Source organism: Lentzea sp. CA-135723 (assembly GCF_050936595.1).
Taxonomy (GTDB): Bacteria; Actinomycetota; Actinomycetes; order Mycobacteriales; family Pseudonocardiaceae; genus Lentzea.
Window position 1 is genome coordinate 6,376,742 of record NZ_JBNJMK010000001.1, and the last position, 17,185, is coordinate 6,393,926.

13 protein-coding genes are annotated in these 17,185 nt (G+C 66.8%); 7 read left to right on the forward strand and 6 right to left on the reverse strand.

The features are described 5' to 3' along the window. The first annotated feature begins 924 nt into the window (after positions 1 to 924). On the forward strand, positions 925 to 4,410 hold the full coding sequence (locus tag ACQEU1_RS29755; RefSeq protein WP_433208710.1) for a DNA-directed RNA polymerase subunit beta: 3,486 nt from the start codon (positions 925 to 927) through the stop codon (positions 4,408 to 4,410). Between the two features lie 104 nt (positions 4,411 to 4,514). Continuing rightward, positions 4,515 to 8,411, forward strand: a complete 3,897-nt coding sequence (locus ACQEU1_RS29760) for a DNA-directed RNA polymerase subunit beta' (RefSeq protein WP_433208712.1) — start codon at positions 4,515 to 4,517, stop codon at positions 8,409 to 8,411. Between the two features lie 423 nt (positions 8,412 to 8,834). Here the strand turns inward: ACQEU1_RS29760 and ACQEU1_RS29765 are convergent, their stop codons facing one another. Continuing rightward, positions 8,835 to 9,116 (reverse strand): DUF4287 domain-containing protein, encoded by a 282-nt coding sequence (locus ACQEU1_RS29765; protein WP_433208715.1) that lies wholly within the window; start codon positions 9,114 to 9,116, stop codon positions 8,835 to 8,837. A gap of 107 nt (positions 9,117 to 9,223) precedes the next feature. Between ACQEU1_RS29765 and ACQEU1_RS29770 the strand changes: the two genes are divergently transcribed. Continuing rightward, the gene (locus ACQEU1_RS29770) at positions 9,224 to 9,544 is read left to right on the forward strand and encodes a hypothetical protein (protein ID WP_433208718.1); all 321 of its coding nucleotides are present in this window, start codon (positions 9,224 to 9,226) and stop codon (positions 9,542 to 9,544) included. Here ACQEU1_RS29770 and ACQEU1_RS29775 read toward each other — a convergent pair. From ACQEU1_RS29775 to ACQEU1_RS29795, 5 genes are all read right to left on the reverse strand, one after another. Then, positions 9,541 to 9,966, reverse strand: a complete 426-nt coding sequence (locus ACQEU1_RS29775; RefSeq protein ID WP_433208721.1) for a hypothetical protein — start codon at positions 9,964 to 9,966, stop codon at positions 9,541 to 9,543. The two genes, ACQEU1_RS29770 and ACQEU1_RS29775, sit on opposite strands and share 4 nt — an antisense overlap. 8 nt (positions 9,967 to 9,974) lie before the next feature. Next, on the reverse strand, positions 9,975 to 10,421 hold the full coding sequence (locus tag ACQEU1_RS29780; RefSeq protein WP_382445907.1) for a hypothetical protein: 447 nt from the start codon (positions 10,419 to 10,421) through the stop codon (positions 9,975 to 9,977). Positions 10,422 to 10,512: 91 nt separating this feature from the next. After that, positions 10,513 to 10,884: a zf-TFIIB domain-containing protein gene (locus tag ACQEU1_RS29785; protein WP_433208724.1), complete on the reverse strand. Its 372-nt coding sequence runs from the start codon at positions 10,882 to 10,884 to the stop codon at positions 10,513 to 10,515. Continuing rightward, complete coding sequence (locus ACQEU1_RS29790) at positions 10,862 to 11,683, reverse strand: phosphotransferase family protein (RefSeq protein WP_433208727.1); 822 nt, start codon at positions 11,681 to 11,683, stop codon at positions 10,862 to 10,864. The genes ACQEU1_RS29785 and ACQEU1_RS29790 overlap by 23 nt, the downstream gene beginning before the upstream one ends. A 134-nt stretch (positions 11,684 to 11,817) precedes the next feature. Continuing rightward, entirely contained in the window at positions 11,818 to 12,270 is a 453-nt protein-coding gene (locus ACQEU1_RS29795; protein WP_433208730.1) for an LppU/SCO3897 family protein, read from the reverse strand. Positions 12,271 to 12,579: 309 nt separating this feature from the next. Between ACQEU1_RS29795 and rpsL the strand changes: the two genes are divergently transcribed. The 4 genes from rpsL (at position 12,580) to tuf (ending at position 16,944) form a co-directional block, all read left to right on the forward strand. After that, the gene (rpsL, locus tag ACQEU1_RS29800; protein ID WP_030473471.1) at positions 12,580 to 12,954 is read left to right on the forward strand and encodes a 30S ribosomal protein S12; all 375 of its coding nucleotides are present in this window, start codon (positions 12,580 to 12,582) and stop codon (positions 12,952 to 12,954) included. Continuing rightward, positions 12,954 to 13,424, forward strand: coding sequence for a 30S ribosomal protein S7 (gene rpsG / locus ACQEU1_RS29805; RefSeq protein WP_030478293.1), 471 nt, complete (start codon positions 12,954 to 12,956; stop codon positions 13,422 to 13,424). The genes rpsL and rpsG overlap by 1 nt, the downstream gene beginning before the upstream one ends. 75 nt (positions 13,425 to 13,499) lie before the next feature. Next, positions 13,500 to 15,602: an elongation factor G gene (fusA, locus tag ACQEU1_RS29810; RefSeq protein WP_433208735.1), complete on the forward strand. Its 2,103-nt coding sequence runs from the start codon at positions 13,500 to 13,502 to the stop codon at positions 15,600 to 15,602. A gap of 148 nt (positions 15,603 to 15,750) precedes the next feature. Beyond that, the gene (gene tuf / locus ACQEU1_RS29815) at positions 15,751 to 16,944 is read left to right on the forward strand and encodes an elongation factor Tu (RefSeq protein ID WP_433208738.1); all 1,194 of its coding nucleotides are present in this window, start codon (positions 15,751 to 15,753) and stop codon (positions 16,942 to 16,944) included. Positions 16,945 to 17,185: the final 241 nt, after the last annotated feature.

The following is a 17,185-nucleotide window of genomic DNA, read 5'->3' on the forward strand; positions in this document are numbered from 1 at the left end:
GTGGCGCGTGTCGCGCCGTACGGCCTGCTTCGCAACATAGCGCGTGACGCGCCGTGTGGCTTGCCTCGCGCGAGTGGCGTGCTTCGCGCCGTGAGGTCTGCCCAGCGCTGCTGCCGCGCCGCCGGAAGCCCCGCGCCCTCGTCGTCGCTCCTAGCCGCGCCCCCCGCCCTCTCCGCCGCAACTGCGGCCCCGCCCCCCTCCCCGCGGCGGAAGCCCAGCCCAGCAGACGACCAGCCTCAGCCGCCGAAGCCCTCCGCCGCAGCCCCGCCCTCCGCCGCAGCCCCGCCCTCCGCCGCAGCCCCGCCCTCCGCCGCAGCCCCGCCCTCCGCCGCAGCCCCGCCCTCCGCCGCAGCCCCGCCCTCCGCCGCAGCTCCGCCCTCCGCTGCAGCCCCCGCCCTCCCCAGTCGGAAGCCCCCGACCTGCCCGGCTCGTTTGGACCGGCCCCGTGTTCACCCGCCGTCCACCATCCCCTAAGATCAACTCCGCTGTGAGGACGTCACAGGAGCCCCAGAAGCACCGCGAACGCGTCCTCCGCCAGCCCCGACACGCGTGATCTCGGTCACACAAATCTTAGTGGCGCTCTGTAAGTTCACTTGAAGCCGCCAACTTCCCACCAACACGGCCGCACACGTGTTTGTGCTGGTCAAATGGGTGAAGCCGAGAAAAAGGCGCTCCATCCAGAGGGTGGATCGGCCCGCAACATCTTGACTGCGCGCTCATGCAGGGTCACTCTGTCGGTGAGCAAGAGGAGGGTCCTTCCAGGTGCCTCTCGACAGTCGCCGTGCGCGTGGCTAGACTGCCCCTTTGCGCTGCCCATTTTCCGCTTGCCCTTCGCCGAGAGCGTGGATTATGCGGGCATCGCCGCACCCTTGACAGCCGTGCTAGTTCGCTCTAGCCAGCTACCTGTCCCTGGAAGGACGCATCTTGGCGATCTCTCGCGCGACCAAGGCCACTGCTGCGACCAACTCCACGTCGGGGATCCCTGGAGCGCCGAAGCGGGTCTCGTTCGCGAAGATTCACGAGCCGCTTTCGACGCCCAACCTGCTTGACCTGCAGATCCAGTCCTTTGAATGGCTCACCGGTGACGAGGCGTGGTTCCAGCGCCGCGTCGACGCCGGTGACGAGACCCCGACGGGCGGCCTCGAAGAGGTCCTCAACGAGATCTCGCCGATCGAGGACTTCTCCGGCTCCATGTCACTGTCCTTCTCCGACCCGCGCTTCGACGAGGTCAAGGCCTCGACCGAAGAGTGCAAGGACAAGGACATGACGTACGCGGCACCGTTGTTCGTCACGGCGGAGTTCACCAACCACACCACTGGCGAGATCAAGAGCCAGACGGTGTTCATGGGTGACTTCCCGATGATGACGAACAAGGGCACGTTCATCATCAACGGCACTGAGCGCGTGGTGGTCTCTCAGCTCGTGCGTTCGCCCGGTGTGTACTACGACACCGCGGTCGACAAGACGACCGACAAGGACGTCTTCAGCGTCAAGATCATCCCGTCCCGGGGTGCTTGGCTGGAGTTCGACGTCGACAAGCGCGACACCGTCGGTGTCCGCATCGACCGGAAGCGTCGCCAGCCGGTGACGGTGCTGTTGAAGGCTCTGGGCTGGAGCACGGAGCAGATTCGCGAGCGGTTCGCGTTCAGCGAGACGTTGCTGACCACGCTCGAGAAGGACCACACCGCGGGTACCGACGAGGCGTTGCTCGACATCTACCGCAAGCTGCGTCCGGGCGAGCCCCCGACGAAGGAGTCGGCGCAGGCCCTGCTGGAGAACCTGTTCTTCAAGGACAAGCGCTACGACCTGGCGAAGGTTGGCCGTTACAAGGTCAACAAGAAGCTGGGCCTGGACACCGAGATCAACACGGGTGTCCTGACCGAGGACGACATCGTCACGACGATCGAGTACCTCGTTCGCCTGCACGCGGGCGAGACCATGATGGACGCCGCCGCCGGTGGTGACGTGCCCGTCGAGGTCGACGACATCGACCACTTCGGCAACCGTCGTCTCCGCACGGTCGGCGAGCTGATCCAGAACCAGATCCGCGTCGGTCTGTCCCGCATGGAGCGCGTCGTCCGCGAGCGCATGACCACGCAGGACGTCGAGGCCATCACGCCGCAGACCCTGATCAACATCCGTCCCGTCGTGGCGGCGATCAAGGAGTTCTTCGGCACCTCGCAGCTCTCGCAGTTCATGGACCAGACCAACCCGCTCGCGGGTCTGACCCACAAGCGCCGCCTGTCGGCGCTGGGTCCGGGCGGTCTGTCCCGTGAGCGCGCCGGCATGGAGGTCCGCGACGTCCACCCGTCGCACTACGGCCGCATGTGCCCGATCGAGACGCCGGAAGGCCCGAACATCGGTCTGATCGGTTCGCTCTCGAGCTACGCGCGGGTCAACCCGTTCGGCTTCATCGAGACGCCGTACCGCAAGGTCACCGAGGGCCGGGTCACCGACCAGATCGACTACCTGACCGCGGACGAGGAAGACCGCTACGTCAAGGCGCAGGCGAACTCGCCGACCGACGACGAGGGCAACTTCACCGACGACCGCGTCCTGGTCCGCAAGAAGGGCGGCGAGGTCGAGTTCATCGACCCGACCGACGTCGACTACATGGACGTCTCGCCGCGCCAGATGGTGTCGGCCGCGACGGCCATGATCCCGTTCCTCGAGCACGACGACGCGAACCGCGCCCTGATGGGTGCGAACATGCAGCGTCAGGCCGTGCCGCTGCTCCGCTCCGAGTCGCCGCTCGTCGGCACCGGCATGGAGCTGCGCGCCGCGGTGGACGCCGGTGACGTCGTCGTCGCGAAGAAGACGGGTGTCGTCGAGGAGGTCTCCGCCGACTACATCACCGTCATGGCCGACGACGGTGCGCGCAACACCTACGCGCTGCACAAGTTCCGTCGCTCGAACCAGGGCACCTGCATCAACCAGAAGCCCATCGTGAACGAGGGCGACCGGGTGCAGGAGGGCCAGGTCCTGGCCGACGGGCCGTGCACCGAGAACGGTGAGATGGCGCTCGGCAAGAACCTGCTCGTGGCGATCATGCCGTGGGAAGGCCACAACTACGAGGACGCGATCATCCTGTCGCAGCGCCTCGTGCAGGACGACGTTCTCACCTCGATCCACATCGAGGAGCACGAGATCGACGCCCGCGACACGAAGCTCGGCGCCGAGGAGATCACCCGGGACATCCCGAACGTCTCCGAGGAGGTCCTGGCCGACCTCGACGAGCGCGGCATCATCCGCATCGGTGCCGAGGTGCAGCCGGGCGACATCCTCGTCGGCAAGGTCACGCCCAAGGGCGAGACCGAGCTGACGCCGGAGGAGCGCCTGCTCCGCGCGATCTTCGGTGAGAAGGCGCGCGAGGTCCGCGACACCTCGCTCAAGGTGCCGCACGGCGAGTACGGCAAGGTCATCGGCATCCGCGTCTTCAGCCGTGAGGACGACGACGAGCTGCCTCCGGGCGTCAACGAGCTCGTCCGCGTCTACGTGGCCCAGAAGCGCAAGATCCAGGACGGTGACAAGCTCGCCGGCCGCCACGGCAACAAGGGCGTCATCGGCAAGATCCTCCCCGCGGAGGACATGCCGTTCCTCGAGGACGGCACGCCGGTCGACATCATCCTGAACACCCACGGTGTGCCGCGTCGTATGAACATCGGCCAGGTGCTGGAGACCCACCTCGGGTGGATCGCCAAGCAGGGCTGGAGCGTCAACGGCGACCCGGACTGGGCGAAGAACCTGCCGGAAGAGCTGTACGACGTCGACCCCGGCACCAAGACCGCCACCCCGGTGTTCGACGGTGCGAAGGAAGAAGAGATCACGGGCCTGCTGGGCTCCACCATCCCGAACCGCGACGGCGAGCGGATGGTCAAGGAGAACGGCAAGGCGCAGCTCTTCGACGGTCGCTCCGGCGAGCCGTACCCGTTCCCGGTGTCGGTCGGCTACATGTACATCCTGAAGCTGCTGCACCTGGTGGACGACAAGATCCACGCGCGTTCGACCGGCCCGTACTCGATGATCACGCAGCAGCCGCTGGGTGGTAAGGCGCAGTTCGGTGGTCAGCGCTTCGGTGAGATGGAGTGCTGGGCGATGCAGGCGTACGGCGCCGCATACACCCTGCAGGAGCTGCTCACCATCAAGTCCGACGACGTGCTCGGCCGCGTGAAGGTCTACGAGGCCATCGTCAAGGGCGAGAACATCCCGGAACCCGGTATCCCGGAGTCCTTCAAGGTGCTGCTCAAGGAGCTGCAGTCGCTCTGCCTCAACGTCGAGGTCCTGTCTTCGGACGGTGCCGCGATCGAGATGCGCGACGGCGACGACGAAGACCTGGAGCGCGCGGCCGCGAACCTCGGCATCAACCTGTCGAGGTCCGAGTCGCCCTCCGTGGACGACGTCGTCAACTAAGTCACCTCGCCGGCCGGTGGAGGGCAATGCCTCCCGCGTAGCCCTCCACCGGCCCTCCGACCAGCTCCTTTTGCCACCGATCTAAAAAGGGGAAGAGAGTAGACGTGCTCGACGTCAACTTCTTCGATGAGCTCCGCATCGGTCTCGCGACCGCGGACGACATCCGCCAGTGGTCTTTTGGCGAGGTCAAGAAGCCCGAGACCATCAACTACCGCACGCTCAAGCCCGAGAAGGACGGCTTGTTCTGCGAGAAGATCTTCGGTCCCACCAGGGACTGGGAGTGCTACTGCGGCAAGTACAAGCGCGTGCGCTTCAAGGGCATCATCTGTGAGCGCTGTGGCGTCGAGGTGACCCGTGCGAAGGTGCGTCGTGAGCGCATGGGCCACATCGAGCTCGCCGCTCCGGTCACGCACATCTGGTACTTCAAGGGCGTCCCCAGCCGGTTGGGCTACCTGCTCGACCTGGCCCCCAAGGACCTCGAGAAGATCATCTACTTCGCCGCCTACGTCATCGTGGGCGTGAACGCCGAGCTGCGCCACAACGACCTGCCGACGCTCGAGAGCGAGATGCAGGTCGAGCGCAAGCGCGTCGAGAACCGTCGCGACGCCGACGTGGAGGCCCGCGCCCAGAAGCTCGAGGCCGACCTGGCCGAGCTCGAGGCCGAGGGCGCCAAGTCCGACGTGCGCCGCAAGGTCAAGGAGGGTGGCGAACGTGAGATGCGCCAGCTCCGCGACCGCGCCCAGCGCGAGCTGGACCGCCTCGACGAGATCTGGTCCACGTTCACCAAGCTCGAGCGCGCCCAGCTGATCGCGGACGAGCTGCTCTACCGCGAGCTGTACGACCGCTACGGCGACTACTTCACCGGTGCCATGGGCGCGGAGGCCATCCAGAAGCTCCTGGGCGACTACGACGTCGACGCCGAGGCCGACATCCTGCGCGAGACGATCCGCAGCGGTAAGGGCCAGAAGAAGCTGCGTGCGCTCAAGCGCCTCAAGGTCGTTGCCGCCTTCCAGGCGACCCGCAACAACCCGCAGGGCATGGTCCTGGACTGCGTCCCGGTCATCCCGCCGGACCTGCGCCCGATGGTGCAGCTCGACGGTGGCCGTTTCGCGACGTCCGACCTGAACGACCTGTACCGCCGCGTCATCAACCGCAACAACCGGTTGAAGCGGCTGATCGACCTCGGCGCGCCCGAGATCATCGTCAACAACGAGAAGCGGATGCTGCAGGAGGCCGTCGACGCGCTGTTCGACAACGGCCGCCGCGGCCGCCCGGTCACCGGTCCCGGTAACCGCCCGCTGAAGTCGCTGTCCGACCTGCTGAAGGGCAAGCAGGGCCGGTTCCGCCAGAACCTGCTCGGCAAGCGCGTCGACTACTCCGGCCGTTCGGTCATCGTGGTCGGCCCGCAGCTCAAGCTGCACCAGTGCGGTCTGCCCAAGCAGATGGCCCTGGAGCTGTTCAAGCCGTTCGTGATGAAGCGGCTCGTGGACCTCAACCACGCGCAGAACATCAAGTCCGCCAAGCGGATGGTCGAGCGTGCGCGCCCGGCCGTGTGGGACGTGCTGGAAGAGGTCATCACCGAGCACCCGGTGCTGCTGAACCGCGCACCCACGCTGCACCGCCTCGGCATCCAGGCCTTCGAGCCGCAGCTGGTCGAGGGCAAGGCCATCCAGCTGCACCCGCTGGTCTGTGAAGCGTTCAACGCCGACTTCGACGGTGACCAGATGGCAGTCCACCTGCCGCTGTCCGCCGAGGCGCAGGCCGAGGCCCGCGTCCTGATGCTGTCGTCGAACAACATCCTGTCCCCGGCGTCCGGCAAGCCGCTGGCCATGCCGCGTCTGGACATGGTGACGGGTCTGTACCACCTGACCCGCCACAAGAAGGACGACATCGGCGAGGGCCACTTCTACTCGTCGCCGGCCGAGGCGCTCATGGCGTTCGACCGCAAGGTCCTGGGCCTGCAGGCGATGGTGAAGATCCGCGTCTCCGACAAGAACCCGCCGAAGGGCCAGGAGCCCGAGGGCTGGGAGCCCGGTCAGCCGTGGCTCGCGGAGACCACGCTGGGTCGCGTGCTGTTCAACGAGATCCTGCCGCAGGACTACGCCTTCATCAACGAGGTCATGCCCAAGAAGCGGCAGGCCGTGATCATCAACGACCTCGCCGAGCGGTACCCGATGGTCACCGTCGCCCGGACGCTGGACAAGCTGAAGGACGCCGGTTTCCACTGGGCCACCCGCTCCGGTGTCACGGTCGCGATCTCGGACGTCCTCGTCCCGAAGGCGAAGCAGGGCATCCTCGACGAGCACGAGCGCCTCGCGGACGCCGTCGAGAAGCGCTACCAGCGCGGTCAGCTCTCCCACGAGGAGCGCAACTCCGAGCTGGTCAAGGTGTGGACGAAGGCCACCGAGCAGGTCCACGAGATCATGGAAGACAACTTCCCCGAGGACAACTCGATCCGCGTCATCGTGCAGTCCGGCGCCGCCGGCAACATGACGCAGGTCCGTTCGCTCGCGGGTATGCGTGGTCTGGTGACCAACCCGAAGGGTGAGTACATCCCGCGCCCGATCAAGAACTCGTTCCGCGAGGGCTTGTCGGTGCTCGAGTACTTCATCGCGACGCACGGTGCCCGCAAGGGTCTGGCCGACACGGCGCTGCGTACCGCCGACTCGGGTTACCTGACCCGTCGTCTGGTGGACGTCTCGCAGGACGTCATCATCCGCGAGGTCGACTGCGGCACCACCCGTGGTGTCCAGATGACCGTCGGCGAGCAGCTGGGCGACAAGGTCGGCCTGCACGAGTTCGCGCAGACCTCGGTCTACGCCCGCACCGTCGCGGACGACATCCTCGACGCGTCCGGCAACCTCGTGCTGAACCGCGGCGACGACCTCGGCGACCCGGCGCTCGCGTCGCTGGTCGAGGCCGGCATCGTCCGCGTCAAGGTCCGCTCCGTCCTGACCTGCGAGTCCGCGGTCGGCGTGTGCGCGTCCTGCTACGGCCGCTCGATGGCCACCGGCCAGCTGGTCGACGTCGGCGAGGCCGTCGGCATCGTCGCCGCCCAGTCGATCGGTGAGCCCGGCACGCAGCTGACGATGCGCACGTTCCACCAGGGTGGTGTGGCCGGTGACGACATCACGACCGGTCTGCCCCGTGTCCAGGAGCTCTTCGAGGCCCGCGTCCCGAAGGGCAAGGCGCCGATCGCCGACGTGGACGGCCGCGTCCGCATCGAGGACGGCGACCGCTTCTGGAAGATCACGCTGATCCCGGACGACGGCTCCGAGGAGATCGTGTTCGAGAAGCTGTCCAAGCGTCAGCGTCTCGCCAACACGGCCACCGGTCCGCTGCAGGACGGCGACCACGTGGCCGTCGGCCAGCAGCTGCTGGAAGGTACCCCCGACCCGCACGAGGTCCTGCGTGTCATGGGCCCGCGCGAGGCGCAGCTGCACCTCGTGCAGGAAGTCCAGAAGGTGTACCGCGCCCAGGGTGTGGCCATCCACGACAAGCACATCGAGGTCATCGTCCGGCAGATGCTCCGCCGGGTGACGATCATCGACTCCGGCGCGACCGAGTTCCTGCCGGGTTCGCTGGTCGAGCGTGCCGACTTCGAGTCGGGCAACCGCGCGGTCGTCGCCGAGGGCGGCGAGCCGGCCGCCGGTCGTCCGGTGCTGATGGGTATCACGAAGGCTTCTCTCGCGACCGACTCGTGGCTGTCCGCGGCGTCGTTCCAGGAGACGACCCGCGTGCTGACCGACGCCGCCATCAACGGGCGTTCGGACAAGCTCATCGGCCTGAAGGAGAACGTGATCATCGGTAAGTTGATCCCGGCCGGTACGGGCATCAACCGCTACCGCAACATCCAGGTCCAGCCGACCGAGGAGGCGCGTGCCGCCGCGTACGCCATTCCTTCGTACGACGACGGGTACTACACGCCCGACGTCTTCGGCACGGGCACTGGCGCTGCGGTGCCGCTGGACGACTACGACTTCGGTCGTGACTACCGCTAGTCGGTCGGTCTAGGTCTGCAAGTGCTGAACGGCCCCCGGAGCTTCGCTCTGGGGGCCGTTTTGTCTTGTGCGGGCGGCGTCACCTTGTGAGGTGGTTGCGTTGGGGGCAAAGACTTTGACGAGCCGGGTCATTTCATCGCCGCTTCGCGTCGATAGAGATTGGGGCTTGACTTCGGGGCCCTTGCGAGGCGCTTGTCGGACCGGAAAAGGCCGGGCTGAAAAGAGGCCCGGCCGAGCCACTAGTGGTAGCACCTCGCACCCAAAGTCAAGCCCCAATCTCCAGCGTGCGTGGCTGAGTTGGGTGGGCACGTCACCACACCGGTTTTACGGCGGTGAGAGGTAAGGACGCCTCGCCTTCGGCATTGCGTTGGGGGTGGGTTGCCTGGCGGTGAGAGGGAAGGCGCCTCGCTCTGCGCCTGGCTGTCAGCGGTGGGCGATGCCGTCCAGGCGGAGCGTTGTCGACTCGTCCCGGTGGGTGCCGGTCGTGCCCACGTGCTTCTCGCTGATCTGCGGGCCGTTCTTCAGCACGTGGTAGAGCGCCATGCCGTGTCCTCTGCCCAGGTCGTAGTCGGTCTTCAGCCACTCCAGGAACACGCCCGCCTTGGTCGTGCCGTCGTAGCCGCGGCTCGTGGCCTCCGCCAGCAGGTCCGCCGGGGTCTTGCCGGTCTTCTTCTCCGCGCCGTCGAGGTAGGCCTGGAAGGACATCGTGGGCTCCGTTCGTCGTGTCTGGCACGAGCGTAGACAACTTTCGCTGCACTGACAAGAAAATTTGTCGGTGAAACCTGGTTGTGGGTGCCTGGTTCCATGAAGGCATGCGTGACCTGGGGTGGAGTGACGTGCGTGAGTGGTTCGACCCGGATGACGGCGTGCTGCACGACGGATGTGTCGTCGGCTCGGTGTCTGGGGCGTGGGCGGCGGTCGCCGGTCTGGTGCGGGCTCGGGGGTGGCGGTCTGCCGGGCCTGAGCCCTGTGTGGCGACGCTTCAGGTCTGGCCCGCCGACGGGTTCCTGGTCAACTTCTTCGAGAGCGCCGGGGACGAGGTCCTCTTCGACGTCGAAGGGCTCGACCCGAGTGAGGAGCCGTACCTGCACTACGACCCCGTTGTCGACGGGTTCGTGTTGGACCAGGGCTAGCGGCGGCGGGCTCGTGCCAGGGCTCTGGCGCGGATCACGAGGTCGTCCACCAGGTGTTCGTCCACCAGGGGTGGGATGCCGGACTCGTCGGTGCAGCAGCGGGGTTTGGTGCGCTTCTCGGAGAGGCGGGGGCGGACTCCGGCCATCTCGTAGAGGGCTTCGTAGAGGTCCAGGCCCGGGTCGTCGTCGTGTGGGCCCACCAGGAGCACCCACACGACTTCGGGGGAGGGGAAGGCGACTACCACTCGGTCGGGGCCCCGGAGGTGCTTCACGCACAGGCGGGGCAGGGGTTCTGGGCCCGTCACGCGGTAGCCGAGGGCCGCGCAGCCCGAGTGGGCCAGTTCGTCCAGGAAGCGTTCGTAGGCCACGCGGGCTCTGCCGCGCAGGCCGCCTGCCTGGGCGTGGGCTGTTGGGGTTTCCACTACCTCGATCAAACTGAGCGGACCACGCGTCCCTTGCCGCTGCGCATCTCGTCGAGGGAGGTGGCCAGGTCCTGGCGGTCCAGCAGGGACTGGTCGCTCAGGCGGCGGTGGACCTCGTCGATCAGGCCGCGGGTCTTGCCGGCGCGGCGGAGGTCGGAGACCAGGTGGAGGACCTCGTGCAGGCGCACGGTGTCGAGGAGCATCCTGGGTTCCTGGCTGTGGATGGCGAGCACGCCTTCGCGGGCCCAGGCCTTCACGGTCTTCTCGGTGAGGTCGAGGAGCTCGCCTGCCACCACGGGACGGACCGGTGGGGCCTGGCGGAGGGTTTTGGCGACCACGCCGTCGAGGCGTGCGCGGCGTTCGTCGTCTTCTGACAGGGATGACGCGACGGCTTCCAGCTCTTCGATCGTGTCGAAGAGGTCGCGGATGTGGGCGGCCTCGGTCGCGACAGACATGGCTACTCCTCCCGTTGACTACCGATTATCCACTACTTTTTCGGTAGTCGTCAACGGCCCCGGAGCAGGGATCCGGGGCCGTCGCGCGCGATCAGGAGGAGAAGAAGAGGCCACCGAGACCGCGGTGCTTGCGGTGGCCGTAGCCGTAACCGCCGTGGCCACCGTGGTGGTGGTGGATCTGCTGCGGCTGGGCGCCCCAGGCGGGCTGGGCCGGCTGCGGGTAGGCGGCGGGCGGCGGCGCGACCGGAGGCGGCGGCGCCTGCATCTGGGCCTCGAGGCGCGTGATGGACTCGAGCTCGCCGTAGTCGAGGAAGACCCCGCGGCAGCCGTCGCACTGCTCGATGTGGACGCCCATGCGGTCGAACGTGCGCATGTTCGCATGACACTTGGGACACTGCATCGTGGTGAGCCTCCTGCGGTGGGACCGGACAAATACGATATTAGCCGCGGTGGTCGGTGCCATGCGTCGTGACGATCCGACGGCAGGCCTCGATCAGCGGTTCCACAGCTTGCAGACCGCTCACTAGTGCGCGCGCTGCCATCTGCACAACGTACGCCTGAGCGGGAATGTTGAGGACATCCCATTCGGATGTCGTCAGCGCCACACCGCCCGTTTCACGGTAGGCACCCAGGAACCGCGCCCAAAGATCACCCGGAAGGACTCCGGCGGCGAACAAAGCCGCAGGTCGGGCCAGGTCCCAGACCGGATCGCCGACCCCGAGATCGTCCACGTCGATGAGCCGCCAGGACCCCGTGTGCACGAGCTGTCCGAGGTGCCAATCGCCGTGGATCAACGCACGGCCGTTCAAGTCCAACGACGGCAGGACTTCATACGCGCGCAGCACGACATCGGCGTACGGCAGCTCCGGCGGCAATGCCCGAATTGCGCGCACAATCCGTTCCGGCGCGCCCGCCACCGGCCCCTGCACGGGCAACGCGTGCAGCTTCGCAAGCAGAGCCGCGCTCTCCTCCCACGGCGCCGCGTCGGGATCGTCCTGGCTCACCGGCGTCCCGTACGGCCACACCGTCACGGGCCGGTCGTCCACGAAGTGCAACGCGAGCGGCGGCACGAAGAGCTCGGGGTGCGCCGCGGCGATCTCCAGCCGTTGCCGCAACGCCACGACGTCGGTGTCGGCGGGCAACGCCTTGGCCACCACGTCGCCGACGCGCACCACCACGACGTCGCCGCGGTCGCCCCCGAGCACCTCCGGGGCGGCCGCGGAGCCGGTCAACGAGGCCATCGCCGCGATCAGGTCGTCCACGCGCACAGTGAATCACCCGCGCAACGCGTCGGTGCGGCTGTCCGTGAAGCCGGCCAGGTAGGTCGCGCCGCGCCGGGTGGAACTCCTTGCGCGGCAAAGAGGAACCGAGGTCCTCATCGGACGGTGGCGGCGGCTCAGCCGGTGATGCAGATCGTCTTCACCGGCTGGGAGTACGTGCGGGAGTCGGCACCGCCGCACAGCGCGCGATCCGCCTGGCCGTCGACGACCTTCGAGACCTTGCGCACACCCGAGCCGCACGGCACCCGCTCGAAGTACTGGTTCACCGGCTTCAGGCAGTCGCCCTCCGACACGTTGAGGACGTAGCAGAGCCGCGTCTTGCCGTTGGTCCGCGAACGGCCGGACGACTCCGTCAGGTAGTCGCCCTCCGGACACATCGTGCGCCGCTCACGGGACGAAACTCGGTACACCGCCTCAGAAGAAGAGCAGTCCACTTCGGTCATCGCGACTTCGGCGCTGTTCATGTCGGTCTGAGTCGCGCACTCGCCGACCCCGGCCTGCACCGAGCAGCCGGCGCACCCGGACAGCACGAGAACGGCTACCAGCGCGGCGGTTCCGAGGAGCTTCACAGTGCGTTCTCCGTCACCCGAGTACCGTGGACAGCGGGTTCCATGTCTACTGCACGGCGCCGGGGCGGTACCCCCGTTTTGACCCAGGTAGACGTGGGCGGGTATCTTTGCTACTCGTGCCCGACCCATGTCGGGCCGCTCCGCGTGCCCTTGAGGCAGCGGTGACCTCCACTCGCAGGTAGCAGTTGAGCTGGTGCTTGCGGACCTTGGGAGCGGGCGACACGCCCGACCTCGGGTGCAGAGAGGGATCAAGAAACACGAGGGTGAACCGCAAGGGGATCCCACGAAGACGGAAGAAGTAGCCGGCGAATGCCAACGATCCAGCAGCTGGTCCGCAAGGGCCGCCAGGACAAGGTGGCGAAGCAGAAGACGGCGGCCCTCAAGGGCTCGCCGCAGCGGCGCGGTGTGTGCACCCGCGTTTACACCACCACCCCCAAGAAGCCGAACTCCGCACTGCGCAAGGTCGCTCGCGTGAAGCTGACCAGCGGTATCGAGGTCACGGCCTACATCCCCGGTGAGGGTCACAACCTCCAGGAGCACTCGATGGTGCTCGTCCGCGGTGGTCGTGTGAAGGACCTGCCGGGTGTTCGCTACAAGATCATCCGTGGCTCTCTCGACACGCAGGGTGTCAAGAACCGCAAGCAGGCTCGCAGCCGCTACGGCGCGAAGAAGGAGAAGAGCTAATGCCCCGCAAGGGACCGGCCCCGAAGCGGCCGCTTATCTCTGACCCGGTCTACAGCTCGCCCCTCGTGACGCAGCTCATCAACAAGGTGCTCGTCGACGGCAAGCGCTCGGTGGCCGAGAAGATCGTCTACGAAGCGCTCGAAGGTGCTCGCGAGAAGACCGGCACGGACCCGGTCGTCACGCTGAAGCGCGCGCTCGACAACGTGAAGCCGTCGCTGGAGGTCAAGAGCCGCCGCGTCGGTGGTGCGACCTACCAGGTGCCGATCGAGGTCAAGCCCGGTCGTTCCACCACGCTGGCGCTCCGTTGGCTGATCACCTTCTCCCGGCAGCGCCGTGAGAAGACCATGGTCGAGCGTCTGATGAACGAGCTGCTCGATGCGAGCAACGGTCTCGGTGCGAGCGTCAAGCGCCGTGAGGACACGCACAAGATGGCCGAGTCCAACAAGGCCTTCGCCCACTACCGCTGGTGATCCGACGCCCGGCCTGAGAAGGCCGGGCTCTCCCAGCCCTAGTGAGCTCACAAGCTCAAGACAGGGGAAAGACCCGTGGCACAGGACGTGCTCACTGATCTTGCCAAGGTCCGCAACATCGGGATCATGGCCCACATCGACGCGGGCAAGACCACGACGACTGAGCGGATCCTCTTCTACACGGGGATCAGCTACAAGATCGGCGAGGTCCACGACGGCGCCGCCGTGATGGACTGGATGGAGCAGGAGCAGGAGCGCGGCATCACGATCACGTCGGCCGCGACGACCTGCTACTGGAAGAACCACCAGATCAACCTGATCGACACGCCCGGCCACGTCGACTTCACCGTCGAGGTCGAGCGCAACCTCCGCGTCCTGGACGGCGCTGTCGCCGTCTTCGACGGCAAGGAGGGTGTCGAGCCGCAGTCCGAGCAGGTCTGGCGGCAGGCGACCAAGTACGACGTCCCGCGCATCTGCTTCGTCAACAAGATGGACAAGCTCGGCGCGGACTTCTACTTCACCATCAAGACGATCCAGGACCGGCTCGGCGCCAAGCCGCTGCCGATCCAGCTCCCGATCGGCGCCGAGAGCGACTTCATCGGCGTCGTCGACCTCATCGAGATGCGTGCTCTCACGTGGCGCGGCGAGGTCCAGAAGGGTGAGGACTACGCGATCGAGGAGATCCCCGAGGATCTCGTCGAGCGCGCGGCCGAGTTCCGCGAGCAGCTCCTCGAGGCCGTCGCCGAGACCGACGACGCGCTCACCGAGAAGTACTTCGAGCAGGGCGACCTGTCCGTCGAGGAGATCAAGGCCGGCCTCCGCAAGATCGTTGCCGAGGGCACCGCCTACCCGATCCTCTGCGGCTCCGCGTTCAAGAACAAGGGCGTTCAGCCCATGCTCGACGCGGTGATCGACTTCCTGCCGTCGCCGCTGGACCTCCCGCCGGTCGAGGGCACGCTGCAGGACGGCGAGACCGTCGTGTCGCGCAAGGCCTCGTCCGACGAGCCCTTCTCGGCGCTGGCGTTCAAGATCGCCGTGCACCCGTTCTTCGGCAAGCTGACCTACATCCGGGTCTACTCGGGCAAGGTCGCCTCCGGCACCCAGGTCGTCAACGCGACCAAGGACCGCAAGGAGCGCATCGGGAAGATCTTCCAGATGCACGCCAACAAGGAGAACCCGGTCACCGAGGCCATCGCGGGCCACATCTACGCCGTGATCGGTCTGAAGGACACCACGACCGGTGAGACCCTTGCCGACCCGGCGCACCCGATCGTGCTCGAGTCGATGACCTTCCCCGAGCCCGTCATCCAGGTGGCCATCGAGCCCAAGACGAAGGCGGACCAGGAGAAGCTCGGCACCGCGATCCAGAAGCTGGCCGAGGAGGACCCGACGTTCCGGGTCAACCTCGACCAGGAGACGGGCCAGACCATCATCGCCGGCATGGGCGAGCTCCACCTGGACATCCTGGTGGACCGCATGCGCCGCGAGTTCAAGGTCGAGGCCAACATCGGCAAGCCTCAGGTGGCGTACCGGGAGACCATCCGCAAGGCGGTGGAGAAGTACTCCTACACCCACAAGAAGCAGACCGGTGGCTCCGGCCAGTTCGCGAAGGTGCTCGTCACCGTCGAGCCGCTGGAGAAGAAGGAAGACGGCGCGCTCTACGAGTTCGTCAACGCCGTCACCGGTGGTCGCATCCCCCGCGAGTACATCCCGTCGGTCGACGCGGGTGCGCAGGACGCGCTGCAGTACGGCGTGCTGGCGGGCTACCCGCTGGTCGGCGTGAAGGTGACGCTGCTGGACGGCGCCTACCACGAGGTCGACTCCTCGGAAATGGCGTTCAAGATCGCTGGTTCGATGGCCCTCAAGGAAGCCGCCCGTCAGGCGTCTCCCGCGATCCTCGAGCCTCTGATGGCCGTCGAGGTCACGACGCCCGAGGAGTACATGGGCGACGTGATCGGCGACCTGAACTCCCGCCGTGGCCAGATCCAGGCCATGGAGGAGCGCAGCGGCATCCGTGTCGTCAAGGCACTGGTTCCGCTGTCGGAAATGTTCGGGTACGTGGGTGACCTGCGGTCCAAGACCCAGGGTCGTGCCAACTACTCGATGGTGTTCGACTCCTACGCAGAGGTTCCCGCGAACGTCTCGAAGGAGATCATCGCGAAGGCGACCGGGGAGTAACTCCCCAACCGGAGCACCGCAGTTCGACCGCGGGCTCTCCGGGGGTCTCTCCCTGGGGTCCGCTACTTTCAGACCCTGACGTGTAAGTCCGGCGGGTGGCCACAAATGCCCGCCGGACCAGCAAAAAGAAGTCCAGGAGGACAATCCAGTGGCCAAGGCGAAGTTCGAGCGGACGAAGCCGCACGTCAACATCGGCACCATCGGTCACATCGACCATGGCAAGACCACGCTGACCGCGGCGATCTCCAAGGTTCTGCACGACGCGTACCCCGATGTGAACGCCTCGTTCGCGTTCGACCAGATCGACAAGGCGCCGGAAGAGAAGCAGCGCGGCATCACGATCTCGATCGCGCACATCGAGTACCAGACGGAGAACCGTCACTACGCGCACGTCGACTGCCCCGGGCACGCCGACTACATCAAGAACATGATCACCGGTGCGGCGCAGATGGACGGCGCCATCCTCGTGGTCGCGGCGACCGACGGTCCCATGCCGCAGACGAAGGAGCACGTCCTCCTGGCCCGCCAGGTCGGCGTCCCCTACATCGTCGTCGCCCTGAACAAGGCCGACATGGTGGACGACGAGGAGATCCTGGAGCTCGTCGAGCTCGAGGTCCGCGAGCTGCTCTCCGAGTACGAGTTCCCGGGCGACGACCTGCCGGTCGTGCGCGTCTCGGCGCTGAAGGCGCTCGAGGGCGACGCCGAGTGGGGCAAGTCGGTTCTCGACCTCATGGCCGCCGTCGACTCGGCGATCCCGGAGCCGGAGCGCGACACCGAGAAGCCGTTCCTCATGCCCGTCGAGGACGTCTTCACGATCACCGGCCGCGGCACCGTGGTGACCGGTCGCATCGAGCGCGGCATCATCAACGTCAACTCGGAAATCGAGATCGTTGGTATCAAGGAGACGTCGAAGAAGACGACGGTCACCTCGATCGAAATGTTCAAGAAGTTCCTCGACGAGGGCCGCGCCGGCGACAACGCCGCGCTGCTGCTCCGCGGCATCAAGCGCGAGGAGGTGGAGCGCGGCATGGTCATCGTCAAGCCGGGCACCACGACCCCGCACACCGAGTTCACCGCGCAGGTCTACATCCTGTCGAAGGACGAGGGTGGCCGCCACACGCCGTTCTTCAACAACTACCGTCCCCAGTTCTACTTCCGGACGACGGACGTGACCGGCGTTGTGACGCTGCCCGAGGGCACCGAGATGGTCATGCCGGGTGACACCACCGGTATGGACGTCAAGCTCATCCAGCCGATCGCCATGGACGAGGGCCTCCGCTTCGCGATCCGCGAGGGTGGCCGCACCGTCGGCGCCGGCTCGGTCACCAAGATCATCAAGTGACCTAGCTCGACCCAGTTCGGCGTGAGGCCGGGCCAACGATCTTCGTTGGCCCGGCCTTCGTCGTTGGTCCACCTGGTGTGTGCGTCAGCTCACGCCAGTTCGTTCGAAAGCGCGCGCGGGGCAGACCCGCTTCGGGAACTCGTTGCCGGGCAACGGAACCCGTCCGCTCGTCGCTCCACAAGCGACGGACGGCACCGCTCACCGGCCAAGATCCCGACGTGATCTGCCTCCAAGTCACCCA